The following is a 26,675-nucleotide window of genomic DNA, read 5'->3' as shown; positions in this document are numbered from 1 at the left end:
GCCGCGGGGCGATGGGTGGGGGCCGGTGGGTGGGAGCCGGTGGGGCCGGAGGCGGTGGGAACGCTGTGGTTTCCCCCAACACGACTGAGCCGCCGCGGATCCGTTGAGGTTGGGGCGGGGGGGAGTATACTGGCGCCAAACCGCTTAGATATTTTGCCGACTGGCGTTCGCGACCGCCGTGTTGGAATCGATCCTTTAGAGCCGCTGCCGAGAAGTTCTTAGCCGATGCCGAATGGCCGAAACGAGACGAAACGCAAGCAGGTCGCCTCGCAGGCGACGCCCGGGGACGCCGTTGCCGACCGTATCTTGAAGGCGATTCGGCGGGTGCTGCGACGCACGGCCGATCATTCGCGCCAGCTCGCCAAGGAGGCGGGGCTCTCGGCGACGCAGCTGATCTGCCTGCGGCTGATCGGCGAGGCGGGGGCGAAGGACCAGATCACCGCCGCCCAACTGACCGAGACCGTGCAGCTCAGCCCGGCGACGGTCTCGCGGATCCTCGACCGGCTCGACCACCTCGGCCTGATCACGCGTGAGCGGGCGACCGAGGATCGCAGGCGGGTGCTGCTGCGCGTGACGCCCGGCGGCCGCTCGAAGATACGCAAGCTCCCGATGCCGCTGCAGGAACGCTTCTTGACCCGGCTGAACGCGTTGTCGGACGCCGAGCGTCAGAATCTGCTCACGAGTCTCGAGACGATCGTGGAGATGATGGGCGCCGAAGAGCTCGACGTGGCGCCGGTTTTGGCGCCCGTCGTCGACGAGAAGCCGCTCGGTTAAAGCCCCGGGCCGCGGGGCTTGCGAGCGGCGGCGGCGAGGGCGCGAGACGCGATGGGCCGACTCCCCCCGGCCAGCGGCCCGGGGGGGAATCTAGAGCGGTTTGCTCATTGGTGTAGACGCTCGGCTCGCGATCGGCGTCATGGCTTCGTCAGCCTGCATCGGCAATGCACCGCATTGCCTGCTTCGGCTTCCTCGCCACGCCCCCAATCGCTTCCCCGCTCGTCCACACCAATTCGAAAACCGCTCTAGCCCATGGCGATTCGTCTTTAAGAGGCGGCGGTTTCGGCCGTCAGCAGCGGGTAGGCGCCGTTCTCGTCGTGCGACTCGGGGCCCACCAGCGGCGGGTTGAACACGCAGACCGTGCGCAGCTTGGTCTCGGCGACAAGGATGTGCTTGTCGTTCTGATCCAAGGCGTAAACCGTGCCGGGCTGCAGCGGGTGCTTCTCGCCGGTCGCCAGGTCCGTGATGTGGCCGGTCCCCTCGATGACGTAAACCGACTCCAGGTGGTTCTGGTAGTGCAACTCGAGCTTGGCGCCCTCGTCGATCTCGGTGTCGTGCACCGAGAAGCCCATGCCGTCATCGGCGAGCAGCAGGCGGCGGCTGGTCCAGCCGGTGTCGGACACGACCCGGCCGGCGTCTTTCAGTTCTTCCAGTGAGCGAACGATCATCTTCGGTTCTTTCCTCAGCGAATGGGTTGAATGAGATGCGGTGACGCGATCCACGGCGGCGGCCGCGTGGCCGCGCCCGTTTAGCTGGCGACGGCGACTTCGCGGTGGGCGTCGTGCACGCACTCCTCGAGCAGGCCCAGACCGCGGGCGAGCTCGTCCTCGTCGATCGTCAGCGGCGGGATCAGCTTGACGACCTGATCGTTGGCGCCGGCGGTCTCGACCAGCAGGCCGCGTTCGAACGCCGCCTGCGAGATGAGCGGGGCGACCTCGGGGGTCTCGAACTCGATGCCGTTGATCATGCCCCGGCCGCGGACCTGGGCGCCGTACTCGTCGGCGAGGCTGTGCAGGGTCTCCTGCACGGTGCTCGACTTGCGGCCGACGGCCTTGGTGAGCTCGTCGTCGCGCCAGTACTCGTTGAGCGCGGCGGTCGCGGTGACGAACGCCAGGTTGTGGCCGCGGAAGGTGCCGTTGTGCTTGCCGGGCTCCCACACGTCGAGCTCGCGGCGGAACATCGTCACGGAGAGGGGAACGCCGTAGCCCGAGAGCGACTTGGAGAGGCAAACGATGTCCGGGTCGAGGTTGGCGGCCTCGAAGCTGAAGAACTTGCCCGTGCGACCGCAGCCGACCTGGATGTCGTCGACGATCAGCAAGATCTCGTGCCGCTTGAGCAGATTCTGCAGCCGACGCAGCCAGGGGTTGGTGGCGATGTTGATGCCGCCCTCGGCCTGGACCGTTTCGAGGATCAGGGCCGCCGGCTTGTCGACGCCGCTGCTCGAGTCGTCGAGGTGCTGCTCGAGCAGATCGATCGTGTCGGTTTCGCCCAGGTAGCGGTGGAAGGGCATCCGGGTGACGTTGCTCAGCGGCACGCCGGCGCCGGCGCGCTTGCTGCCGTTGCCCGTCACGGCGAGCGAGCCGAGCGTCATGCCGTGGAAGGCGTTCGTGAACGCCAGCACGTTGGTGCGGCCGGTGACCAAACGGGCCAGCTTGAGGGCGGCCTCAACGGCGTTGGTGCCGGTTGGTCCCGGGAGCATGACCTTGTAGTCGAGCCCGCGCGGCGACAGCACGACGTCGTCGAGCGTCTGCAGGAACTCGCGCTTCGCCTCGGTCATCATGTCGAGCGAGTGCGTCACGCCGTCCTTCTGGATGTACTCGACGAGCTGCTCTTTGAGCTTCGGGTTGTTGTGCCCGTAGTTGAGCGCGCCGGCGCCGGCGAAGAAGTCGAGGTACTCGCGTCCGTCCTCGGCGGTGAGGGTGTGCCCCTGCGCCTTGGTGAAGACCGCCGGCCACATCCGGCAGTACGATCGCACTTCCGATTCGAGTTGGTCAAAAATCCGCGTGTCCGCCTGCGTGTCCATTAAAGCTCCTTGAATGGCGACCGGTCCGCGGGGAGCGGGCCGATCCGGTAGAGTTTTTCCGCCTCGTGCTCGCCGCCTAGGTCGGCGGTGGTGTAGCCCGTGTCGTTCCGCACCGAAGCTCCGATCTGCTCGGCGAAGGAAGTAAACAGGCGCCGCGAGGCGAGGTTGCTATCGGTGATGGTGGTTTCGAGGTATCGCGTTTCCGCCAGCTCGGGCAGCCCGATCAGGCGTCCCAGCAATCGCTTAGCGAGCCCCTGCTTGCGGGCCCAGTCGGCGACACCGACTTGCCAGACAAACGCGACTCCCGGCTTGGCCGGCGGCAGGTAAGAGGTCAAAAAGCCGGCCAGCCCGTCCGCCGCCCCTGGCTCGCCCGAAGCCCGCTCCGCGACAAGGCAGGTTTGCCCAAAGTGGTCGCAGAGCAGCAAGTAGGCGTAGAGTGAATTGACGTCGAGCACACCCGAATCGCGCACCAGCCGTTCGATCTCGCCGGCGTCGGCCTTGGCGGCGCAACGCAATGCGAGTGAGGGGGATTGCTGAGAGAGATGGGGCTGCTGTGCTATCGGTACGGGTCCGGAACGATCGGTCGACAACCCTCCCGCCAAGGCCTGAAGGGCCTGAAACGACAAGACAGCCAACTCCTGCCCAGACAAGGGAGGAAAGGGGAGGGCAAAGGCTAGAAGCCACCCGGGGATAATTGCAATGCTAATAGTTGCATATGCAACCAATCGGGAAATCATTGTAGCCGCCTTCACCCCGGTCGGCAAGTTTGGGCCGGACGCCCTCGCAAGCCGCAAAGTCTCTGCTAGCGAGCCTTTACTGCTCACGCCGCCCGGTTTGAGGGTGATCTTGCCTGCCGCGAATCCGATTGTGGAAAGTGATTGACACTTTGCCGACCAGAGTGGCTGCTTCACCAGCAGCTCAGTAGCACGCAGGCGTTGGAAAAAAATTTATAGATGATGAGCTGGGGACACCTCGGGCTCATGCAGGCCCTACGCTCAGACGAGATTGGCGGAGTTCGAACGCGCGTGCCGAGCGGCGCGGGTTTGCCGCGAGTCTCGAGGGTATGAGCCGGTTAGCGAACTCGAACGCCAAAGCTGGGTCATTCGCGTAGCAAACGCGTGCGATCGGGGCGTACCTTTCCTACCGGCGCCGTATCTGGGATAGTTGCTCGCGTAATGATTCGCTTGATCTCTACCTCCGCCGCTCTTCTCCAGAAGATCGAAGCGTTCGTCCTCTCGGCGGCGATCTTGGGGATCGCCGCGCTGACGATCGCGAACGTGATGAGCCGCAGCTTGCTCGGCGTGAGCCTCGCTTTGGCCGAAGAGCTATCGCAGTTCTTGATCATCGCCGTGACGTTTGTCGGTCTCGGCTACGCGGCCGGATTGCATCGGCACATCCGCATGACCGCCCTCACGGAGCAACTCCCCGCGGCCGCATGGGCGCGGTGGGAGCGGATCGTCTGCGGCGCAACCGCGCTGGCGATGCTCGCCCTGGCGGCTTACGCCGCGCGTTACGTTTATGCGGTCTACGAGATGGGCGGGGTCTATCCGGTCACGCGGGCGCCGTACTACTTGGTCGATTCGGTGGCGCCCCTCGGGTTCCTGCTCGCGGGTCTGCAGTACGCCGCCCGCGCCTTCGGCTCGGCAACCCCACCCGACATAGCCTCACCCGTGACGGGGACACCCGCTGCTGGGCTAGCTGAGGCAGCGAACGACGACCCCGCCTCTCCCTCAAACGTGGCGGGAGGCGAATAGCGTGCTCGGCATGACCTTGCTCATCGCGGCGGTGATGATCGTGTTGCTGCTCGTCGGCTTCCCGATGATGGTGCCGCTCGCAGTAGCCGCGCTCGCCGTGCTGGTGACCTACTACCCGGGCGACATCACCCCCGCGATCCTGATCCAGCAATGGATCGGCGGCGTCACTCCCGCGGCGCTGATCGCCGTGCCGATGTTCATCTTCGCCGCCGACATCATGACCCGCGGCCAGGCGGCCGATCGGCTGCTCGACATGGTGATGAGTTTCGTCGGGCACGTGCGCGGCGGATTGCCGATGACCACGGCGGTGAGTTGCACGCTGTTCGGCGCGATGTCCGGGTCGACGCAGGCGACGGTCGTCGCGATCGGCGGGCCGCTGCGTCCCCGTCTGCTGAAGGCGGGCTACTCCGACTCGTTCACGACCGCGCTGATCATCAACGCCAGCGACATCGCGCTGCTCATACCGCCGAGCATCGGCATGATCGTTTACGGCGTGGTGTCGGGCGCGTCGATCGGCGAGCTGTTCCTGGCCGGTGTGGGGCCGGGGCTGCTGATCCTGGCGATGTTCTGCCTGTACTGCTACTTCGCCTCGCCGGCGGGGCACGACCAGCGGCCCGCCAAGGCCGCCCCCGCGGCGCGCTGGCGGGCGACGCGCCGCAGCCTGCTGCCGCTCGGCTTCCCGTTGATCATCCTGGGCGGCATCTACTCGGGCGTGTTCAGCCCGACCGAGGCGGCCGCCGTGTCGGTCCTGTACGCGGCGTTTTTAGAGATCGTTGTCTTCCGCGAGCTCTCGCTGGCCGACCTGCCCAAGGTCGCCCTGTCGACCGGGCTCGTGACCGCCGTGGTGTTCGTGCTGGTCGGCGCCGGGGCGTCGTTCTCGTGGGTGATCTCGTTCGCCCAGCTGCCGCAGACGCTGCTCGCCGAGGTCGGCCTCAACGCCGGGTCGGGCTACTGGCCGATCATGCTCTCGATCTCCGCCGCCTTCTTCGTCGGCTGCATGTTCGTCGACCCGATCGTGGTGATCATGATCCTCACGCCGATCTTCCACCCGATCGCCGTGGCGGCCGGCATCGACCCGGTGCTCGTCGGCGTGGTCGTCACCCTGCAGGTGGCGATCGGCTCGGCGACGCCCCCCTTCGGGTGCGACATCTTCACGGCGATCGCGGTCTTCCGGCAGCCCTACTGGACGGTGGTCCGCGGCACGCCCCCCTTTATCGTGATCCTGCTCGTCGCGGCGCTGCTGGTCCTGGCGTTCCCCGCGCTGAGCCTGTGGCTGCGCGACCTGGCGTTTCCGACATAACCACCCCGCGAAGACTAGAACCTACAGCGACGACACCCGATGGATGAAACGTTTCTCGACGCGGTCGTGCTCATGGCGGTTTTATTCAACCCGTTCTTGATGAGCGCGTACCTCCACGAGGTGATGACCAGCCTCACGCTGCGGGTCTTCACCGGCGTGCTGCTCCGCGCGTTCATGATCAGCGGCGCCGCGTTCTTCCTGTTCGCCCTCTGCGGCGAGCGGTTCTTCTCGGACCTGCTGCAAGTCCGCTTCGAGGCCTTCCAGGTCTTCGGCGGGGTGCTGTTCTTGGTGATCGCACTGAAGTCGATCACCAGCGGGGCGATGCTCATCGTGTCGCTGCGCGGGACCCCCGGGCACATGGCCGGCGCGCTCGCCATGCCGTTCATGATCGGCCCCGGCACGGTCAGCGCGAGTGTGATCATCGGCAACCGCCTGCCGCCGGCGATGGCGTGCGGCGCTATCGCCACGTCGCTCGCCCTCAGTTGTGTCTTCCTGTTGCTCACCAAGGCGGTGTTCGACGCCGTGCGCAAACGCAACGAGCAGATCATCGAGCGCTACCTCGAGATCACCGGCCGCGTGGCGGCGTTGCTGATCGGCACGATCGCGGTCGACATGATCATGCGCGGCGTCGGCTCTTGGATCGCCGAAATCTCGACGGGAGGCGCGGCATGAAGCGTTGGCTCTTGCTGCTGCTGGTCGCCAGCCTAGGCTGCGGCGAAGCACGGACCGGGGGCGACGGCCCGCGGGTGTGGCGCTTCGCCATCGAGGAGTCGGAGGGGAGCGTGCAGCACGCGTACGCGCTCGAGTTCGAGCGGCGCGTCGAGCGGGCGTCGGGCGGCGAGATCGACGTGGTCGTCTACCCGTACGGCCCCCTCGGCACGTCGACCCAGATGACCGAGCAGCTCAACCTCGGCGCCATCGAGTTCGCGATGGCCTCGCCCGGCTCGATCGGCAAGTTCATCCCCGAGACCCAAGCCTTCCTGCTGCACTTCGTGCTGTCGCACGACGACGCGGTCAACCAGCGGGCGCTCGCCTCGCCCGAGCTGCTCGCGGCTTTCGACAAGCTCTACGCCGCGAAGGGGTGGAAGCTCCTGTCGATCTTCCCCGAGGGCGAGATGGTCTGGACCACCCAGAAGGAGATCCGCCGGCCCGACGACTTCCGCGGCGTGAAGATCCGGGTGATGACCTCGCCGATCCTGCTCCACGCCTACAACGCTTACGGCGCCAGCGCCACGCCGCTGCCCTATTCCGAGGTCTACAGCGCCCTGCAGCTCGGCATGGTCGACGCCCAGGTGAATCCGGTCTTCGCCATCGAGCGCCAGAAATTCTACGAGGTGACCGACTGGCTCATCTTCCCCGGCCACGCCCACTTCGTGACCACCGCGGCGGCGAACCGGGAGTTTTACGAGGGGCAGACCGAGTCCGACCGGCGGCTGATCGACGACACGATCGCGGCGCTCAACGGCTACATCTTCGACCGCCAAGTCGCCTTCCAGACCGACCGCCTGAAGACGATCATCGCCGCCAAAAAGGCCCGCGGCGCGCGGCTCGGCCTGTGCGGCGACTTCACCAACTTCCTCGCCGCGCTCACGCCCGAGGAGCGAGCCGAGCTCGTCGACTGCAACGAGCTGCTGACCATCACGCCGCCGCTCACCAGCGGCGAGCGGCAAGCCTTCGCCAGCGCCAGCGAGGCGGTGCAGCAAACCTACCTCGACACCGGTGGCCCCGATGCCGAGCGGATGCTCCGCTTGATCGAGGCGGCGGTGACCGAAGCCGAGTGAATTCGGCCGGCCATGTCTCGATACGGCGCGGCTCGCCAGCAGAGTCCGTTCTGGGTTCTGCGATCGGCAGAGCGAAGGGCCGCCGACGGCGATGACTTACCAGAGAAGATCAGTCGCAGTAGGCGGCGCGGACGACGGAGAGCGGGTTTGCCGCATTTTTCGCGTCCTAAGACTTGCGACATAAAAAGTACGCAATGCGATTGGCGTAATTCAGTTCGCGTATTATAGTTGACCAGAGCGGTTTTCGAATTGGTGTGGACGAGGGGGGAAGCGATTGGCGGCGTGGCGAGGAAGCCGAAGCAGGCAATGCGGTGCATTGTCGATGCAGGCTGACGAAGCCATGACGCCGATCGCGAGCCGAGCGTCTGCACCTATGAGCAAACCGCTCTAGAGTCCACGCGGGCCACTAGCGGCGCCGTTCGATGGAGTGGGGTTAACTGGCTAGGACCGCACCCCTCGCGCCGCAGGTCGCATTCCCGCCACTGAACATGACCGACGACACTCAGCCGCCTTGGACCTTCCTTTCCAACCACGCCCATGTGCTGATCCTTCTGCACAGCGAGGCGGACCTCGTGCTGCGCCAAGTCGCACAGCGGATCGGCATCACCGAGCGGGCGGTGCAGCGGATCGTTCGTGAGTTGGAAGAGGGGGGCTATCTCCGCCGTGAGCGGGTTGGTCGCCGCAACCGGTACCAGATCGCCAAGCGTATGCCCCTGCGGCACCCGATCGAATCGCACCGCACGGTCGATCAACTCCTTGAACTCGTCACCGGCCACGTGGGCAAGCAGCCGAAGCGAAGCCCGAAGAAATCGGAGACGCAGCGATGAGCATTGGCGTCGCCCCCTCGGCCTCAGCCCTTGCCGGTGTGCTGGTGAGGGTCAGCCGCGAGTGTCGCTCGCCGATCGAGCACCTCCGTGCCGAGCAACTCTTACGCGAGGCGCGCGACGCGTGGCCGGGGGCGGAATCCGATCAATGGCGCAAGTGGCTAGCCGAAGCTTGTCGCAGCTTGAACCTGCGCGCCCATGAGGCCCAACTCGGTCTGAAGGACGCTCGTGGCCTTGCTGAGAGTGGCGCCACGGTTCTCGGCCTTTGGGACGAGGGGCGTGGGCCATTGGTGATCGTGGGCGGTGGGTCGAGCGCAGAATTGGCCGTGGGCGAGATCGATGAGCGATCCATGATCATCGAAAGCGCATTGGCCAGCGGTGGCGGGGGGGCGTCCGCACCAAGCCAGTGGCTGGTGGTCGAGAGTAGCGAGTCGGTTGATTCGGCCCACAACTCGCGGTTCGTTCAACGCCCTGTTGCACGGCTGCAGAAGCTGCTCGCCCCGGAATGGAACGACATCTGGATCATCCTGGTGTTCGCGTTCTTCGCCGGGGTGCTGAACCTTTCGACCCCGATCGCGGTCGAGTCGCTCGTCAACACGGTCACCTTCGGCCGGCTGCTCCAACCCCTGCTGGTGCTGGCGCTGCTGCTGTTTGCTTTCTTGGGTTTCGCCGCCGTGATGCGAGCGATGCAGACCTACGTGGCGGAGGTGATCCAGCGGCGCCTCTTCGCGCGGGTCTCGGCCGACTTGGCGTACCGCCTGCCGCGGGTCGACACCGGCCGCCTCGGCGGCGCGTACGGCCCCGAACTCGCGAATCGCTTCTTCGACGTGGTGACGCTGCAGAAGGTCGTCGCGCAGCTGCTGCTGGACGGCGTGAGCCTGGTGCTCGCCACGCTGGTCGGCATGACGGTCCTGGCGTTTTACCACCCTTGGCTGCTGGGATTCGACGTGCTGCTGTTGCTGCTCGTGGTTGGTGGTTTGTTTGTCCTGGGGCGCGGGGCGATTCGCACAGGGATCGATGAGTCAAAATATAAGTACCGGTTGGCCGCTTGGTTCGAGGACCTGATACGCTGCGGCACGGCGTTCAAACCCTCCGGCGGCGCGGAGTTCGCCGCGGACCGAGCGAACCTGCTCACGACCAAGTACCTCAGCAGTCGGCGGACGCACTTCTCGGTCTTGTTCCGGCAGATCGTGTTCGTGCTCACCCTGCAGGCGGTCGCCGGCACGGTGCTGCTGGGCGGGGGAGGTTGGCTGGTGATCCAAGGGCAACTCTCGCTCGGCCAACTCGTGGCCGCCGAGCTGATCGTTTCGACCATCTTGGGCTCGCTCGCCAAGATCGGAAAACACCTAGAGGGCTTCTACGACCTCGTCGCCGCGATCGACAAGCTCGGCGTTCTTTTTGACCTGCCGGTCGAACGCCACGACGGAGCCTTGACGCTAGAGTCCGGTGACAAGGGCTTGTTGTTCTCGCTCAAGAACTTGCGCCTGTCGGGTGTTCGCGGGCGTTTCGAGTCGGGGGTCACGATCGAGGCGGCGCCCGGTGATCGCGTGGCGGTTTTTGGCGGGGCGAAATCCGGGAAGTCCGCACTCTGCCGTTTGCTCTACGGCGCCGCCGATCCCGCGGCGGGGAGGGTCACGATCGCCGGTCTCGACCCGCGGGATGCCCGCCCGGACATGCTGCGATCGTCGGTCGCTCTTGCGAGCGAGCCCGAGATCTTTGAGGGGAGCCTCGCCGACAACGTCCACTTGAGGCGACGGGAGGTCGGGACCAAGGAGAGTCGTGCGGCGCTCGAAGCGGTCGGCCTGCTGGAAGATTGCCTCGACCTGGTCGACGGCCTCGACACGCCGCTCACCCCCGCCGCCACCCCGTTGAGCGGAGGGCAGCAGAGGCTCTTGATGCTCGCCAGGGCGATCGCCGGCAAGCCCAAACTCCTGCTGGTCGATGGGGTCTTGGACGGCTTGCCGGATGAGCAGCTGGAGCGCGCCCTCTCCGCGTTGCTCGACCCCGAAGGCGGCTGGACGCTCCTGCTGACCACCGGGCGGCAAGACTTGGCGGACAGGTTCGAGCGTGTCTTGGAGTTGACGGCTCCGAACAACCGCGCGCTCCGAGCCCCGAAGGAGGCGAGCAATGCATAGCCAAGAGACGCCCCTCTCGACCAAGCACGAGGAAGAGAGATTCCCGGCGCTGCGATTGGCGCGGGTGGCCAGATCCGTCCGGCTGTTGGGGCGGTGGCTGCTTGTCTTGATCGTCGTGGTGACGCTGGCGATGTTGCTGGCGCCATGGCAACAATCGATCCGCGGGCAAGGAAGCGTCATCGCGTTCGACCCCTTCGAACGACCGCAATCGGTGCAGGCTCCGATCAAGGGCCGCATCGCCGACCGGGGCGAGGGGGTCGCCGAGAACGCCTACGTCTCCAAGGGGCAGCTGCTGTTCCGCATTGAGGACCAAGACCCGCTCTACCTGGCCCGTTTGGAGCAGCAGGTGGTGAACGCTCAAGCGGAGCTCACCGTCGCCAAGAACCGCCTCGAGCGGGCGCGTGAGCTGCGAGACAACAACCTGCGAATCGTCGAGATCACGACCGAGGAGCTCGAAGCGATGCGGAACGCGCGTGACGAGCTCGTGGGCGCTTACGACCGGTTCGTCGATCAGGCGGCCAACAAGCTCTCTTCCGAACAGAGCAAGCTGACCGCCGCCGAGGCGAAGCTGTGGCAGGCGGAGGCCGATTTCCAACGGAAACAAAAGCTGTTCGAAGAGGGAATCGAGTCGCAGCTCAAAGCCCAACAAAGCGAACAGAAGTACCGCGACGCGAAGGCTTACGCCAAGGTCGCCGAGCAAGAGGTCGAGAACGCCCGCAACGGCGTCGAGGGCAAGAAACGCGAGCGCGAGTCCAAGCGGCAGGAGTGGGAGGCAAAGATCAAGAAGGTCCTCTCGCAGCTCGAGAAAGCCAGCGCCGATGTCTCCAAGGCCGAGATCGACATCAACAAGACCAGCGAGGAGATCAATCAGAAGGAGTCGAAGCTGCTCGACCAGCAACGCAAGGTCGCTGTTCAGCAAACCCAAGACGTCCGAGCGCCGCGTGACGGCTACCTGATGAACCTGACGGTCTTCGACAGCTCGTCCATCGTGAAGCCGGGCGACCAGCTCTGCCGGATCGTCCCAAAGACCGCGAGTCCCGCCGTGCAGGTCTGGGTCGCCGGCAACGACGCGCCCCTCGTCGCACCTGGCCGGCACGTGCGGCTGCAGTTCGAGGGCTGGCCCGCGGTGCAGTTCTCCGGGTGGCCGAGCGTGGCGGTCGGCACATTCGGCGGCACGGTGGCTTTGGTTGACCCCACGGACAACGGCGCCGGCAAGTTTCGAGTCGTTATCGTTCCCGATCCGGAAGACGCGAGTTGGCCCGAGCACCCCTACCTGCGGCAAGGCGTGCGCGCGAACGCCTGGTTGCTGCTCGACCAAGTCCCCCTGGGCTACGAGGTGTGGAGGCGCATGAACGGCTTCCCGCCGGCGCTCGATTCGAAGCAGGACGCCAAGCCGTCCAAGCCGCCCAAGGTTAAAATCTAGTTAGACCCCCCAAGGCGCCACGGCGTGGGGGACCTTGCGGCCTCGTGGCGCCAGCATGGGACAGATGAGCCCTGGGGACCGATTGTAGGGGAGGCGCCGGTAATCCAGGCGTCGGTCTACTGGGCGACTTCTGTGGAGCTGGCATGCGGTGGCAATGGAAAGCCTTGGCAAAGGCGTCGGTCCTTGCTGCGTGCGCTGTCGGGTGCCGCTCGGGCATGAAACCCACCGCCGCGACGGCGCCCCATGCGCCCCCCGATCTGGCGGTCGAGAGGGTCCACCAGGTTGTCTACGACAAGCCCGAGAAGGCGCCCCCCGCTGACACGCCAGACAGCGAACCTCTTCGGTTGCCGGTTGATGTCGAAACGGCGGAGGTGATTGCCCCGCCCATGCCGATCGAAGCCCCCTCGCTGCCGGGCCTCGTCGCCTCGGTCCGCGCGCACTTCCCGCTCATCCAGCAGGCGCTCGCGTCGCGCGCGGTCGCCTCGGGAGAGACGCTCTCCGCGTGGGGCGCCTTCGACCACAAGCTCGAGGGCGCCAGCACCTCGCAGCCGCTCGACTTCTACAAGAACTACTGGCACAACATCGGGCTGAAGCGCGACACCTACTGGGGCGGCCAGACCTTCGCCGGCTACCGCGTCGGCCGCGGGCAGTTCGAGCCCTGGTACCTCGAGCGCGAGACGAACAAGGGGGGCGAGTTCAAGGCCGGCATCGTCGCCCCGCTCGCCCGCGACCGAAACATCGACGCCAACCGCGCCGAGCTCTGGCGATCGCAGCTCGAGCGCGGGCGGGTGGAGCCGGAGATCCGCGCCGTCCTCATCGGTTCGGTCCGCGATGCGACCGTCGCCTACTGGCAATGGGTCGCCGCAGCGGCCAACCACCGCATCGCCGAAGGCGTGCTCCAACTCGGGAACGACCGCAATGGCTACCTCGATCGCCAAGTCGAGCTGGGCGAGAAGGCCGAGATCGACTTGATCGACAATCAGCGGATCATCGTCTCACGCCGGGCGAAGCTCATCGACGCACGCAGGAAGCTCGAGCAATCGGCCGTGAAACTGTCGCTCTTCTTCCGCGACGACAGCGGCGCGCCGGTGGTGCTGCCTGTCGAGGCGGCGAACGTCGACTACCCCCCGACGCCGTCGCCAGACGAGTGGGGCTCCGTGGCGGACACCGCCACGGCGCGCGCCAACCGCCCCGAACTCGAAGAGTTGCGACTCGTCGAACGGCAGCTGAGCGTCTTGCTCCGCCAAGCGAACAACGAAACCCGCCCGCAAGTCGATGCGGGCCTGCTGGTCGCCCAGGACGTCGGCGAGCCGACCAGTTCGAAGGGCGACAAGTCGGAGTTCGAGTTGGAGGCGTCGCTGACTCTGACCGTGCCGCTGGAGCGCCGCAAGGCGCTCGGCAAAGCGAGGCAGCTGCGTGGCAAACTCGCCCAACTGCGCGCGAAGACCCGGTTCGCCGCCGACAAGATCGTCGCCGAAGCGCAGGCCTCCCACGCCGCCCTCTTAGCCGCCGCCGAGCGGGTCGAAGAAACGACCGAGGGGCTCACTCTTTCCCAGCAGATGGAGTCGGCCGAGAGACGGCTCTACGAACTGGGGCAGAGCACGCTGTTCAACCTCAACCTCCGTGAGCAGCAGACCGCCGAAGCCGCCGCAGCGCGAGTCGAGGCCCAGACCGACTACTTCGTCGCGCAAGCCGACTACGCCGCCGCGTTAGGACTGGAGTCCGCCCAGGGTTTCAGGCAGTAAGCGGCAACACCAACTCTTGGTAGGCACGCTTAAGAAGGGCTTGCCGGGGCGTGCCACGGGGCGGGCTCCGTTTCGTGCATCGTTTAGTGCATCCCGCACTTAAGATGCTTCGGTCCACGCCCAAAAAGCAAGCTTTTACGAGAGAGGAAAGTCGGGCTCACTGCCCGGACTTTAAACCTCTGGTGGCCGCACTTTTGATCGCGCCCAAGCCGAAGGCCGGATCACTCGGACGAGTCTCACCCAAGTTGCGTGTGGCGAATCCAGACGATATAAGACTGTTGGGGCGTATGCCCTACCAAGAGCCGATGGCTTGCGAACATTGCGTGTTTATTTCGGTGTGATTGAGAGGACCTGCAACCACATGCCGTCCAGAGAAGAAGTTGCTTCGCTCCGGGTAGGCGACAGGAGCTTCGCCGAGATCGCCGAGATCGTTAAGAACCAGCCGTCGCAATTTATGGGAGTCGGCAACTATCCGCCGGATAAAGACCAACGGTATTGCCGGTTTTTTGATCTGAGTGACTGCCTCAAGAGCGTGGTTTTCATGCACTGGGGCCTGTGGGAGGCGGGCGCCGAGGCTTCGTCGGTTCTGCAGGCGGGAACCGACATCGCCGTGGACTACTTCTACGGCGACTACGTGCGGTGGCCGGATTATGCGGAGTGCATGGAGCGTCGGCCCGACAACGACAATCTGGAATGGGCAGAGGTCTTCCGAGACGGCCTGTTCCTCGGCCTGCTGGCGGGAGACGATTCCGCATGCTCACGCCTTGCTGAGTGGGTTACGCCAGACCTTCCCTACGACGAAGCCTTCTATGACCTGACGCCCGCGGACAACGCTTGGCTCAAACTCGTGTCATTTCTGATCCGAGGGGTTTCGTTTGACCGAGCGGAATGCCAGCCGTTGATCGAGAGTATCGCCAAGGCCAGGACCAAGCGAGCGAAGCTGCTGCTGGAGCCCCTCGTGGCGATCGAGCAAGCGGACCAGGACTCGCTCTTGCCGGCAATGGCCGCCTGGATGCGTCACTATCTCAAGCGCGAGTTTGCCAAGGAGATGTTCCCCGACTACGTCACGATCGAAGGGTCGATTGTCACGGCGTTGGCGAAACGTAAGGGCATGTCACTCGAAGGCTTGCCCGGAGATTTATTGTCGGCGATCGTCACCCGCAAGAGCCTCGGCATCGAGGGCTGAAGCCATGTCTTACTGCGTGCACCTCTACGCCATCGACGGCGCCAAGCTCGCCGAGGCGGTCGGCGGCCGGAGCGAGGAGCTTTTGGCCGCGGCTCGCGAGAACCTGAGGGAGCTGTTTGAGCGGGACGAGGAGGAGCGGGACGGGGAGGGCTTCTCTCTGGAGAAGACGGTCGAGTTGCTCGTCATGGGGGACTTCGGCGAGGAGGAGGCGGACTACCTTCACGGCCTGGAGGCCCTCTGCCAGCACCTGGGGGAGCCGATCGACCTGCCCGCCCTGGAGGACGCGCACTGGAAATTCTTCGGCCTGATCGCCCCGCTGCGGGCCGGTTTCGAGACGCCCCTGCCGGTGAGCGTTCCACAGCAAGGCTCGCGTTACAAACCCCTGTTTTTCCCCCGCGACGGCGTCCAGGAGATCCTCGCCACGCAACCGACCGAGATCGCCGACGGCGAGGATCGTGTCGTCGGCGCCGCCCGGCTCGACCTGCTCGACGTGCTTGAGTCGGTGGCCGACGACGGCCTCGACGTCATCGGCTTTTACGGCTAGAGCGGGACGGACCGAACAAGACGCTGCATGGCGCGTGTCTCCCATGAGGGGAACGCTAAAACCGTATCTACGGTTTTGCGCTCGCGGGAAACGCCGCGCCGCCGACCGCCGGCGGGTAACAAAAGCGCTTGTTTCGGCGGTTTTTAGAGAAAGTCGGGCTGACAGGATTTGAACCTGCGACCTCTGCGTCCCGAAGTTAGTAGACGCGCCGAAAGGCGTTGACTGAAACCCGTTCTAACAAACAGCTTACGGCTGCCTAGCGGTCACTAGAATATCGCGCATCTCGGCGTTCTCGGTAGTCTCGATCGAATCCCGGGTACATCCCGGGTACTCGCCTACGGCTCGACCCAAACTGCAAATGTGGGTCACCCATTTGTACTTACGTGCGAGCTAGAGCGGTTTTCGAATTGGTGTGTACGAGCGGGGAAGCGATTGGCGGCGTGGCGAGGAAGCCGGAGCAGGCAATGCGGTGCATTGTCGATGCAGGCTGACGAAGCCATGACGCCGATCGCGAGCCGAGCGTCTACACCTATGAGCAAACCGCGCATAGCTGCGTTGTAGTTGGAAGAAGCTTCTGAGAATGGACTTCAAGGCATTCGTCCAACTCGATGATCGATACGAACACGAACGTGAAGCCGTCAATCTCTACGTGGAATGTTGGGTAGCCCTTTCCTGGAACTGGATCTGGAAGCGGCGGCTCGAGCTGCTCCGGAGCGTTCGACGTTCTCGTTCTTACTCTTCGATGCGCCGAGTGCGACATCGGCCCTCGTGTCAACTCGATCGCAACCGCCCGTCGCATGCCGCCCTCCGTGGGGCAGAACGCCGTGCGTTCTGCCTCAACCGACCGACCAGCGCAATACGTTCAGGGAATCGCGCCGCGGCACGCCAGCATGCTTGATGAAGGAACAGCCCCGCTCTGGGAGGTCGCCAGAGCCCCGGCGTGGTAACGACCGCCGGGGCTTGGGACTTGCATGCCGAGACAGCGGATGCGTCGCTCTGGGCGGCTTGGGATATCCCGGAGTGCGAGGGTGCAGCAGGTTCAGCGTCAGGCCGGAGTCCTGGCACTCGCAGGATCCTTAGGCGATAATGGCGGCTGCCTATTGATGGCGAAGGCGCCGACTCTTACGTCTCCTGCAAGACTTTTCTCAGCCCATGCAAATCGGACTCTCGGCCATTGTGCGGGCCATGTTGCTCGCCGGTCTTACCGCAAATCTCTCCAGCGCTACAGCGCCGGTCGAAGATGATCTGGCGGCATATCTGCTGGTCTACTTCAAGGACGAGACGCACAGCATCCACTTCGCCCTTAGCCCGGACGGCTATCGTTTTCGTGACGTGAACGGGGGGCGACCGGTCATCGACGGGGCCGAAATTTCTGAGCAGAAGGGGGTGCGAGACCCGCACCTCATGCGCGGGCCCGATGGCGCCTTCTACATGGCGGCCACCGACCTGCACATCTACGCGCAGGCCGCGGGCCATCGATCGTCCCGTTGGCAGCGCGACGCCAACCAGTTTGGTTGGGGCAATAACCGGGCGGTGGTGTTGATGAAGTCTGCCGACTTGATTACCTGGACGCACACGGTGGTCCGAATCGATCAAGCCTTCCCCGGTTTCGAAGGGATTGGCAGCGCCTGGGCGCCCGAGCTGATCTACGACCACGACAAGAAGAAGGTCATGCTCTACTTCTCGATGCGGTTTGGGAAAGCGCAAGACCGCCTCTACTATTCCTACCTCAACGACGAATTCACAGAGATGTCGGAACCGCCAAAGCTGCTGTTCGACTACCCGATCGATTGCAGTTACATCGACGGCGACATCACCCAAGTCGGCAACAAATTCCACCTGTTCTACGTGCCCCACGACGGCACGCCAGGCGTCAAGCAAGCGGTCTCAGACCGCTTGACCGAAGGGTACGCATACGACCCGGCGTGGTGCGATTCGGAGCGGCTCAAATGCGAGGCTCCGAACGTCTGGAAACGGATCGGCGAAGACAGATGGGTGCTCATGTACGACATCTATGGCCTCAAGCCGCCCAACTTCGGCTTCCGTGAGACGACCGACTTCAAGACCTTCACCGACCTGGGGCGTTTCAACGAGGGTCCGATGAAGGCCGGCAACTTCGAGCGTCCCAAGCACGGATCGGTCGTCCGCCTCACTCGTCGCGAGGCCGAGACGCTATCGAGACACTGGGGATTCACGCTGAGCTCTGACTGATCCTCAAAGGCAGCCCACTCTTGCACCTCTTCTCGTGAGACGAACTACAGAGATGAAACCGATGCTGATATTCGTGCTCCTGTTGCTCGCCTCCTCGTCGTTGGTCGCGGCGGAATACCCCAGGGCGATCCTCCCCGGTGATTTTCCGGACCCCACCATCATCCGGGATGGCGAGGAGTTCTACATGACTCACTCGCCCTTCGTTTATTCTCCCGGTTTTCTCATCTGGCGTTCTACCGATCTCGCCAACTGGGAACCGCTCGCCCGCACCCACACCGAGATCCGGGGCTCGGCTTACGCGCCGGACTTGGTAAAGCACGACGGCCGCTACTACATCTACTACCCCGCCTCGGGCTCCAACTGGGTCATCTGGGCCGACGACATCCGTGGCCCGTGGAGCCCGCCCATCGACCTCAAGACGCAGCGTATCGACCCCGGCCACGTGGTCGCCCAGGACGGCAAACGTTTTCTCCACCTCAGCGCTGGAACGATGATCCCCCTCGCAGACGACGGTCTCTCCACCGAGGGCGAATTGACGACCGTCTACAAGGGTTGGCGTTACCCACGCGAATGGAAAACCGAGGGCTTCTACCTCGAATCGCCCAAGCTCAACTACAAGGACGGCTACTACTACCTGACCAGCGCCCAGGGGGGAACGGCCGGCCCACCGACCAGCCATATGGTGGTCTCGGCCCGCTCAAAAAACGTAGACGGCCCGTGGGAAAACTCGCCCTACAACCCGATCGTCCGCACGCACTCAGCGGAAGAGCCTTGGTGGTCCAAAGGGCACGGGACCCTGGTGTGCGATACCCACAACGATTGGTGGATCGTCTACCACGGGTACAAGCGGGCCGCTCACACCCTCGGTCGCCACACCCTCATCGACCCGATCAAGTGGACTGACGACGGCTGGTTCACGCTCGACGAGGACCGTCCGCCATTGCCGGCGAGCCCCAAGGTCTCGCCGGTCGACCCGTCTGATGATTTCTCCGCTGACAAGCTCGGCCTGCTGTGGTCGTTCTGGGGCCGCTACCCTCGCAACGCCATCGAGCTCAAGGAGGGAAGCCTTTTCCTACGCGGCAGGGGAGAGTCCCCCGCCAACGGCCGCAAGATGCTCGTCACCATTCCCGACCACCACTACGAGGTCCAGGTAGAGGTCGACTTGGGGGAAGCGGGAGCGGGCGGTCTGATTCTCTACTACCGAGAGAGCGTGTTCGCGGGAGTGACCGCAGACGAATCGAGCCTCACCGTTCACAAGGACGCCACCGAGAGCGAGACCTTCGAGAACAAGCTCGGCAAGAACTTCTTCCTCAAGATCATCAACCAGGAAGACCTCTGCACCCTGCAGGTCAGCAAGGACGGCGGTGAGTGGGAGACCCTTGTCGATCACCTCGACGTCTCTGGCATGCACCACAACAACCATCGCAGCTTCTACGCGTTGCGTGCGGGGCTGGTGGCCACGGGGAGCGGGACGACCCGCTTCGATAACTTCCGCTACCAATCCGGCGCCCTCGCGCCTAAGCCCCTCTTCCGCGACCCGGTTTACGATGGAGCGGCCGACCCCTGCATCGTGTGGAACCCGATCGTCAAGAAGTGGTGGATGTTCTACACCAATCGCCGCTCCACCGAGACCGAGCTGCCCGGCGTCAGCTGGGTCTTTAAGACCAAGATCGGCATCGCGGAGTCAGAGGACGGCGCCCATTGGTCCTACGTCGGCACAGCCAACATCCCCCGCTTGCCGGAAGAGCTCGGCGGCGGCAACGCCACGTTGTGGGCGCCAGACATCGTCCGCGGTGACGACGGCGCCTGGCGCCTGTTCCTAAGCATCCAGGCTGGCGTGGCCGAGAGCTGGGGCAAGGTTCCTGGCTACATCGTTCAGCTGTCTAGCGATGACCTCCGCAATTGGAAAGTCGACCACACCTTCGACCTGCCTGTTGGCAGCTACGACGCGGAAGCTATTCGCACGCCACAGGGCGCGTGGCGGCTCTACTACAAGGACCCATCCAACCACGCCTCGACCTTCTACTTCCTCGAAAGCGACGACCTGAGGCGGTGGTCTGAGCCTCAAAGAGTGCTGTCGACCCAAGGCGAGGGCCCCGCCATGTTTCACTGGAAGGGCGCGGATTGGATGATTCTCTGCGACGGCCGGGGCTTCAAGACCTTTCGATCCGACGACGGCATCGATTGGATCCAACAGCCGGGCGGCCCGCTGATGCCCCACGGCAGCGGCGTTGGGACCGACGACACCACGACCGCCCGCCATGGCGACGTGATCGTTTCCAAGAATAGGGCCTATCTCTATTACTTCACGCACCCCGGCCGAGTCGGCGAAGACGCGACAAAGGACGGGTACGAGCAACGGCGGTCATCGATCCAGGTCGTCGAACTGAAGCTAAGAGACGACCGGATCGTTGCCGAACGCAACGATCCAACCTACGTGGACCTTGAACCGCGGTAGAGGAATGGCCCGCGTCTATCGAGGCGGACATGCCTCAGACTGCTGGGCGGATTGGCTTGCCCACAGGTAGCGAATCGCCGCTGGCGCCAATGGCTGAACTGCAAGAAGCCAGTCGAAGCCTCCTCACCACCGGCCTCCCGCCACTCGTGAAACCCCCAGCGGTTGCCTCACTCTCAGCGAGTTCGGCAAGGCCCGAAGTCGCAGCGGTTCCCCGAGTCGGACGGGACCTCCACAGATAGCCTGCCGCCAGTCCAGCGAACGGGTGGTCCACCTTCGGCAGGTTGCGGGAGCCACATCCTGTTGAGGTCACGCACCCCGACTCAGGATTCGGGTGGCACCCGGCGCGAGTCGGTCGGTCGCGGTGTCTGGGGTCCGATAAGATCGAAGAGACCGCAGACGGCGGCAACCAGAATAACGGGGGGGATCCGTTACCCAACCAACAAGGTTCGGTTCCTCCTCGCCGACAAGCCATAAGCTACCGTTGCCGAACTGCCGCCCCAACGATGGCTGCCGCAGACAACGCCATCGCCAAACCGAGTGGCTCGGGGATCGCGAGCAGGTTCGACACCATCAAGCTCGTGGTCTGATCCTGGCTGTTGTAGATGCCGAACATGACTTGACCGGTATCGCCAATGAATCGAATGTCACCCACATAGACGTCGGTCATGCCGGCTGAAAGCGGTGTGACGATCCCGGTCTCAACTTCGACGGCGAAAACGCCCATCGCCTCGCGTGGCGTGTCGCCGAAGTCGGGGAAGCGCGCGTCGTAGTCGGTTACCGTGAACACAGCCCAGCGACCGTCTGGAGAGACTTCAAGCTCACTAATGCGGAAGTCGTCGGGGAAGAAGGTCAGCTGACGCGACGCGGACGAGCCGTCGACGGGCACCGTGAATAGGTTCGTCGCCTCGTTGCTAAATCGGACGCCGTACAGTATGCCGAACAGCACCTGATTGTCCGCCACGAGTTCGAGCGGTCCGATCCTGGTATCTGATGAACTGGCGAGAAACGGGGCGGTGTCGCTGAGTTGCGTCGCCTCGCCGCCAAGGAGTGGCGCGGCGAATAGCTCGGCGCGTCGATCGGCGTTGAACTCGCCGACGAACAGGACGGTCTCGCCGTCGCCGGCCGAAGCGATGCGCCCCAGTGTAGTGGATTGATACTCGTCGAACTGCGGCGTGGTGGTGAACTGCCGCAGGTCGGTTCCCGCGAGATTCTGCGAGTACAGCTGCGTCCCCGAGGCGAAGGCAACGCGATCGCCAATAAGCACCTCAGCGTTGGGTCCTCCCACCGATCCGACGCCTTCGGTTAAGAGGACCAGCGTGTCATTCGCCAAGGTCTTTGCATACAAATCGACGGAGTTGTCAGGGAACACAACGGCTGTGCCGTCGCCCGAGATCTTTGGGATAGTACGTGCGTTGCCGAACATGTCGATCCGCTCGATCGAATCAGGGCGCGTTAGATCCGCTTGGTAGAGCTCTCCGCGACCGAAGGAGGCGTACCGACCGTCCGGCGTCACCTTTAGGAATGCCGCGTCGGCGGGCAGGTCGCCGATTTCGAGCTCCGCACCGCCGTCCGTTGGCTCGACCACCAGCTGGTTGCGTTTCACGTATACGACCGATTGGCCATCGGGCAGGAACTCACCGCCGCCGGTGTCGGCATCTGGCGGAGCGAGTAGCGTGAAGGCACCCGATCCATCGGTCGGCGCCGTGTAGATGCCGTAGTTCGCGGAGAAGAAGTTGCTGGAGTAGAGAACCCGTGAGCCATCGGGCGATAGCTCCCAAGAGAAGAAGTTGCCGCCCAGCGGCCTGGGCGAGATTGACACGGCACCGCTGCCGTCGACCGCCACGCTAAACAGCTGATTGCCCATCTGCGGGTTCACCGGATTAGCCGCTAGAACACGGTTGCTGTCTGGCAGCATCAGCAGTTCGTAGTTGCCCGGACGGGCCACGATCGACCGCGTGAAGTCTTCTGCCTCAAGGATCACGCGCGGCGGCTCAGAGCCGTCGATCGGCATGGCGAGCAAGTCGCCTCGCCGCTCGCCGGGCGGCCCAATCTCCCAAAATACAATGTGGCTTCCGTCCGGTGTAATCTCAATTCCGTTGGTCGATAGACGCCGATTTATTAGCAAACGCGTAATCGGCTCCGCCGCAACACTCGCGGCGGTATTCAACGCAAACACCGCGAGCAGAAGCCGCGTCATAGTCAACATGTCTCGATGCTGATCGCGTAGTGTGATACTATTCATCAGCTGTGCCATCTACGGTTGTCGAAGTTGCCCCATTTTGATCTGGTGCACGAGCCACCACGTCGGAGTCTGCAAGGCTGGGGAGAGTTTAAGCAATCTGGCTTGGACCCGCAAATTTCTCTTTCGAAGTGGCCTTCTGAGGAGCCCATGTTTTGGACCTGTGAGCAGGGCAGAACGACTCCCGAAGCAGGTCGTACACGCAACCCACCCTGATTTGACCAATCGCCGCACCAGCCTCAGCAACACGCGTCTCTAGCATGTGGCCAAACGGTCATCGGGCGCCTCATCTTCGCTGAGCTAGCGTCGAAGCGAACTCGTAGCGGTGTCCGCGGCCAAAGGGGACCTCTGCAGATAGCGGGAGCGCCCCCCAACGGTCGGGTGGTCCAACCGACGGCACTTCCGTTCAGCATGCCTACCGCTACTGCCGACTGCCAAAAGCCGCCTCAAACGCTATTGGTTCCAGTATGGCGTCTTCGGTCGTCACCGGCCTATCTCGTTGCTCGTCGCTGAAGTCCCATTGATTCGGCGAGGCTTCATCGTTTATCGCAACCACGGCGGCGTCGATCGCCAGCAGGAGATTACTATCACTAGACGGGGCTGGAACGAGCGCCTGCGCTAGTGGCGAACGAACTCTACCGCGATAACTCGACCGCCCCCCAGCCGACGTGACATCGGCTTGCGGCATACGCAAGGTTTCGTCGACCGATTCGGCCGTAAGGGTCGCTACGTCACGAGTCGGCTCCAGCGTCACTGAGTCGGCATCCGTGATTGTTTCGCTAAGCAAACTTGGTGAGCTAGCCGCCAGCAATCGGGCGGCGTCGGCATCCGCCCCCGGATTGTCGCCATACGAGGCACGCCACATCGCGTAGTCCGCGTCGTCAATCCAGCCATCGCCCGTGGCGTCGGCGTAGGTGTACGGGACCACAGCCGAGTCACGCATGTCACGAAATAAGGTGAAGTCTGCAGCATTGACCCAGCCGTCGCCGTTGAAGTCCCCGGTCCATGCATGGTGGTAACGTTCACGCGTCGTGATAAGGACAAAGTCTTCATCGCTCGCAATGCCATCGCTGACTATGAGTTGAACGAGGTGCGTGCCTTTAGTGGGGCGGAGCAGCTTGGCCGTCTCGCTGTCGGCGTCGTCTATGGTCGGCAGCGTCTCGGAAGAGCTGGCTACGATGGTCCAACTAAAGGCGAGTGGGTCGCCGTCCGGGTCAGCGCTGCGACGGGCGTCGAGTGTGGCGTGGTTCCCCTCGACAACAACGGTGTCCGATGCAGACGCATCAGCTGTCGGGGCTTGGTTCCCGATCACGTTCACAATGATGAAATCCGTATCTGAAGAGGCGCCGTCGCTGACCTGCAACTCAACCGCGTACTGCCCCGGTTCTACCGGGTGTAGGTAAGCAATCGACCGCGTCGAGGACGAGACCACTGGCAGCGAACCGTTGCTGCTGGCCACCACACGCCATGCGTACGAGATCGACAAGTCATCGGGATCGAAGCTTGCCGTGCCATCAAGACGTACAGAACCGCTGCCGAACACGACCTCGGTAACCGAAAGCGACGCGTCAGCCGTTGGCTTCTGGTTTTCGTCGATACGCACCTGGACGACGACGGACTCGCTTGCAAGCCCATCGTTGGCGGTCAATTGCACGTCGTAGACACCCGCGACGGTCGCGGCGAAGCTCGCGACAGTTGATGTCGCGCCGCTCAAGCTGGTGGCCGATAGGTCGGGGCCGTCGATGACCTCCCAGCTAAAAGTGAGAGGATCGCCCTCGGGATCTGTGCTCGCCCCCGCGTCGAGCCTCGCGGCATGTCGACCCGCGACCCCCGTAAGATCGCTAAGAGACGCGTCGGGCGTTGGGGCAGCGTTCTGCGCAAACGTCACGGTTAGCACTGAGCTGTCTCGTAGCACGCCGTCGCTCGCCGTCACTTGGACTTCGTAGTCGCCAGGCGTATCCGTGGCCAGAGACGCGATTGGCCCGGTCGAGGAACCGAGCGCCCACACCGCGTCGTTGGGAGCGTCAATCACGCTCCAGGTGTACGTGAGCGGGTCGTTGTTGGGGTCGGTCGTCATGGCTGCCGTGAGCGTCACTGCAGGCCGCTGCGCGACGCCGCTGAGAGCCGACCCGGTTGTATCGACGATCGGCGGTAGGTTGAGGCGGTAGGTGACCGCTACCGTATCCGTTGAGCTGTATTGCCCGTCGCTGACCGTCAGATCGACGTAGTAGACACCGGCCACTTCGGCGTTAAAGGATGTCTCAGCGGCCTCGTCGTCGCCGAATGTCGCTGGTCCGGGGCCTTCGGCAAGTGCCCACTGGTAGGTTAGCCCGCCTGGGCTGTTGTCCGGGTCGAACGACATCGACCCGTCGAGGGTGATCGACGATCCGAGATCGACGCGAACGTCCTCCCCCGCGATGGCTACCGGCGTTGGCTTGGGAACGACAGCAAGCGTCTCGTCCACGACTGTCATCTTGGGAACGCCATTCGGGTCGGTAGTGATCGCGAGGAGTCGGTTTTCTCCGACGGTGGTGAGGGAGACGGCGGCGCCGGAGAGCTGCGCGACGTTGCTTTCTCCCCAGTTGGTACCCGACCATGTTTGCAGCTGAGCAACTCCTCCGATGGTGCGGATCGTGTGCGTGTCGCTTCCCAGCCAAGCGATGTCGGTTACCGAGTTGCCCAATGCCTGCGGAAGGCGTGCGAGCGTTGAGCCGTCGTGAATCACCCCAGAGCCCAGAACAACCACTCCGCCGTCGGGCGAGACCCGAATCGGGAAAGTAAACCCCGCGCTGCTGTGCTGCGGCGCTTCACGCACCGCTCCGAACGAACCCGATCCTCCGATCTCGACATACTCAAGATCACGCGGCGACCATTGCGTGAAGTAATACATCCGGCGAGTCGCATCGCTCCAAACATACTCGGCCGATGCATGAGTCCACTCCTTATTCGCAAGAACAGCCCCATCAGATCCGATGACGTAGTGGCTTTCCCACGCGCCCGAAGGGTCTGCTGCGAATAAGAGATCACCCGCAGCGGAAATCCCGTGCGGCCGTGACGGAAGCGTGGCGAAGGGTTCCGCCGCTAGTAGTTCGCTATCGAGATCGATCTTACGAATCAAGCCCGTGTCGTAAGACAGATAGATTGCATTGAGATCCGATGAATAAGTCATATGAAGAGGCGAGCCAACTACCGGGATCGTCTCACCCCATACTTGCCCCGCAGCATCGTAGCGGAAAATGCTGGCGTGCTGCTTGCTGAACAAGAGCACCGTCCCATTAGCCGCGATCTCGATCTTGTCTGGTGTGAAGGGGAGCCCGATGGGCGACACTGGCTCGCCGGGCTCTGGTGCGCTAAGGGAGGTTAGTGGGACGACGGTTTCGCTCCAGCCGCCTGCGACCGCCTCAAACACGATCGCACTCGTGTCGTTCACGAACAAATCGCTCGGCGATCCGCCTACGCTTGCCGAACCGGTCGGTAGAATCCCGGCGGAGTACGCCGTGAGCGTCGAGCCGGACAGGACGATGGGAACCTGCCCACCGACGAAGTCGATGTCGGTCACACTGGATCCAAAGCTGTTCGCATACTGCAACGCCGTCGTGTAGATCGTTCCCGAACTATCAACAACCTTCGATTGGTCGTCGAATACCCAGGTCTGGCTCGCTCCGGGGTAGTCCCCGTGATAGGGACTGCCAGCGTTAGCCAACAGGTCACCAGAATCCGAGTAAGAGACGTACGTGATATCCGACGGACTAACTCCGCTGGTGCGGCCAAAGATCCGGTTCGATTCGGTATCGATCGAAGACCCGTAGATCGAATCGATGTAGCTGTCCATCGTGTCAATCACAGTGTTCGTTGCCTTGTCGAGGCTCACGACGCGGGCGTAGAGTCCGGTACTGTGATTTACGAACAAGAGGTCGCCGTCCGTGTGGATCCGTCGGACATCGTACTGTGTGTTAATGACCGGCGTTTGATCAGAGCCATCAAGGCCATACCGATACACCGACTTGCCATAGGCCACGTAAAGGCCCTCGTCGTCGGCGTGAGCCGCGGTCGGCAGGCCGCTAGCACTGGTCAAGTCGATCGGGGCGATCCACTGTTCAGAGGCAATATCGTAGCGGGCGAAGCCTGGATCGGATTGGTCCAAGAAATACGCGATGCCGTCGTGCTCGAAGACCGTCGCAGACAACAATTCGCGCCGCTCAAGATGTTCAATCCTCTTCGAAAGAGTGCGGCGGCGTGCCATGTGAGATTTCTCGTATTACTTATGCTAAAGAACGA

The 26,675-nt window shown here is 63.7% G+C and carries 18 protein-coding genes; 13 read left to right on the top strand and 5 right to left on the bottom strand.

The annotated features are described in order from the left end of the window. Positions 1-225 precede the first annotated feature (225 nt). Positions 226-774 (top strand): MarR family winged helix-turn-helix transcriptional regulator, encoded by a 549-nt coding sequence (locus Mal64_RS13235; RefSeq protein WP_146401026.1) that lies wholly within the window; start codon positions 226-228, stop codon positions 772-774. 266 nt (positions 775-1,040) lie between these two features. Here Mal64_RS13235 and Mal64_RS13230 read toward each other — a convergent pair whose 3' ends face one another. From Mal64_RS13230 to ectA, 3 genes are all read right to left on the bottom strand, one after another. Then, complete coding sequence (locus Mal64_RS13230; RefSeq protein WP_146401024.1) at positions 1,041-1,442, bottom strand: ectoine synthase; 402 nt, start codon at positions 1,440-1,442, stop codon at positions 1,041-1,043. Positions 1,443-1,522: 80 nt separating this feature from the next. Then, positions 1,523-2,797 (bottom strand): diaminobutyrate--2-oxoglutarate transaminase, encoded by a 1,275-nt coding sequence (gene ectB / locus Mal64_RS13225; RefSeq protein ID WP_146401022.1) that lies wholly within the window; start codon positions 2,795-2,797, stop codon positions 1,523-1,525. Next, on the bottom strand, positions 2,797-3,312 hold the full coding sequence (gene ectA / locus Mal64_RS19875; protein ID WP_197525743.1) for a diaminobutyrate acetyltransferase: 516 nt from the start codon (positions 3,310-3,312) through the stop codon (positions 2,797-2,799). Before ectA ends, ectB begins: the two co-directional genes overlap by 1 nt. A gap of 669 nt (positions 3,313-3,981) precedes the next feature. Here ectA and Mal64_RS13215 point away from each other — a divergent pair. The 12 genes from Mal64_RS13215 to Mal64_RS13160 all read left to right on the top strand — a co-directional run bounded on the left by Mal64_RS13215 (position 3,982) and on the right by Mal64_RS13160 (position 20,158). Then, complete coding sequence (locus Mal64_RS13215; RefSeq protein WP_197525742.1) at positions 3,982-4,551, top strand: TRAP transporter small permease; 570 nt, start codon at positions 3,982-3,984, stop codon at positions 4,549-4,551. 10 nt (positions 4,552-4,561) lie between these two features. Further along, positions 4,562-5,851 carry a TRAP transporter large permease gene (locus Mal64_RS13210; protein WP_146401016.1) on the top strand — a complete coding sequence of 430 codons (1,290 nt, stop codon included), beginning with the start codon at positions 4,562-4,564 and terminating at the stop codon, positions 5,849-5,851. Between the two features lie 39 nt (positions 5,852-5,890). Next, entirely contained in the window at positions 5,891-6,523 is a 633-nt protein-coding gene (locus Mal64_RS13205) for a MarC family protein (protein ID WP_146401014.1), read from the top strand. Then, positions 6,520-7,632, top strand: a complete 1,113-nt coding sequence (gene dctP, locus Mal64_RS13200; RefSeq protein WP_146401012.1) for a TRAP transporter substrate-binding protein DctP — start codon at positions 6,520-6,522, stop codon at positions 7,630-7,632. The genes Mal64_RS13205 and dctP overlap by 4 nt, the downstream gene beginning before the upstream one ends. Before the next feature lie 488 nt (positions 7,633-8,120). Continuing rightward, positions 8,121-8,459 carry a winged helix-turn-helix domain-containing protein gene (locus Mal64_RS13195; RefSeq protein ID WP_146401010.1) on the top strand — a complete coding sequence of 113 codons (339 nt, stop codon included), beginning with the start codon at positions 8,121-8,123 and terminating at the stop codon, positions 8,457-8,459. Next, a complete protein-coding gene (locus tag Mal64_RS13190) occupies positions 8,456-10,591 on the top strand; it encodes an ATP-binding cassette domain-containing protein (protein WP_146401008.1) in 2,136 nt (711 codons plus the stop codon). The genes Mal64_RS13195 and Mal64_RS13190 overlap by 4 nt, the downstream gene beginning before the upstream one ends. Further along, positions 10,584-12,014 carry an HlyD family secretion protein gene (locus tag Mal64_RS13185; RefSeq protein WP_146401006.1) on the top strand — a complete coding sequence of 477 codons (1,431 nt, stop codon included), beginning with the start codon at positions 10,584-10,586 and terminating at the stop codon, positions 12,012-12,014. Before Mal64_RS13190 ends, Mal64_RS13185 begins: the two co-directional genes overlap by 8 nt. A 215-nt stretch (positions 12,015-12,229) precedes the next feature. Beyond that, positions 12,230-13,759: a TolC family protein gene (locus tag Mal64_RS13180; RefSeq protein ID WP_197525741.1), complete on the top strand. Its 1,530-nt coding sequence runs from the start codon at positions 12,230-12,232 to the stop codon at positions 13,757-13,759. A 310-nt stretch (positions 13,760-14,069) separates the two neighbouring features. Then, positions 14,070-14,945, top strand: coding sequence for a hypothetical protein (locus tag Mal64_RS13175; RefSeq protein ID WP_146401002.1), 876 nt, complete (start codon positions 14,070-14,072; stop codon positions 14,943-14,945). Positions 14,946-14,949: 4 nt separating this feature from the next. Then, entirely contained in the window at positions 14,950-15,489 is a 540-nt protein-coding gene (locus Mal64_RS13170; protein WP_146401000.1) for a DUF7691 family protein, read from the top strand. A gap of 1,152 nt (positions 15,490-16,641) precedes the next feature. Continuing rightward, the gene (locus tag Mal64_RS13165) at positions 16,642-17,700 is read left to right on the top strand and encodes a glycoside hydrolase family 43 protein (protein ID WP_146400998.1); all 1,059 of its coding nucleotides are present in this window, start codon (positions 16,642-16,644) and stop codon (positions 17,698-17,700) included. Positions 17,701-17,761: 61 nt separating this feature from the next. Continuing rightward, entirely contained in the window at positions 17,762-20,158 is a 2,397-nt protein-coding gene (locus tag Mal64_RS13160) for a family 43 glycosylhydrolase (RefSeq protein ID WP_197525740.1), read from the top strand. A 475-nt stretch (positions 20,159-20,633) separates the two neighbouring features. On the opposite strand, the gene Mal64_RS13155 is transcribed toward Mal64_RS13160, so the two are convergent. Both Mal64_RS13155 and Mal64_RS13150 read right to left on the bottom strand, forming a co-directional pair. Then, positions 20,634-22,364, bottom strand: coding sequence for a hypothetical protein (locus Mal64_RS13155; RefSeq protein WP_146400994.1), 1,731 nt, complete (start codon positions 22,362-22,364; stop codon positions 20,634-20,636). Positions 22,365-22,818: 454 nt separating this feature from the next. Further along, the gene (locus tag Mal64_RS13150) at positions 22,819-26,640 is read right to left on the bottom strand and encodes a PKD domain-containing protein (protein WP_146400992.1); all 3,822 of its coding nucleotides are present in this window, start codon (positions 26,638-26,640) and stop codon (positions 22,819-22,821) included. Positions 26,641-26,675: the final 35 nt, after the last annotated feature.

The sequence above is a fragment of the Pseudobythopirellula maris genome (assembly GCF_007859945.1).
GTDB classification, from domain to species: domain Bacteria; phylum Planctomycetota; class Planctomycetia; order Pirellulales; family Lacipirellulaceae; genus Pseudobythopirellula; species Pseudobythopirellula maris.
Note: the sequence above shows the minus strand (reverse complement) of the source record. Positions and strands in the feature narration are given on the sequence as shown.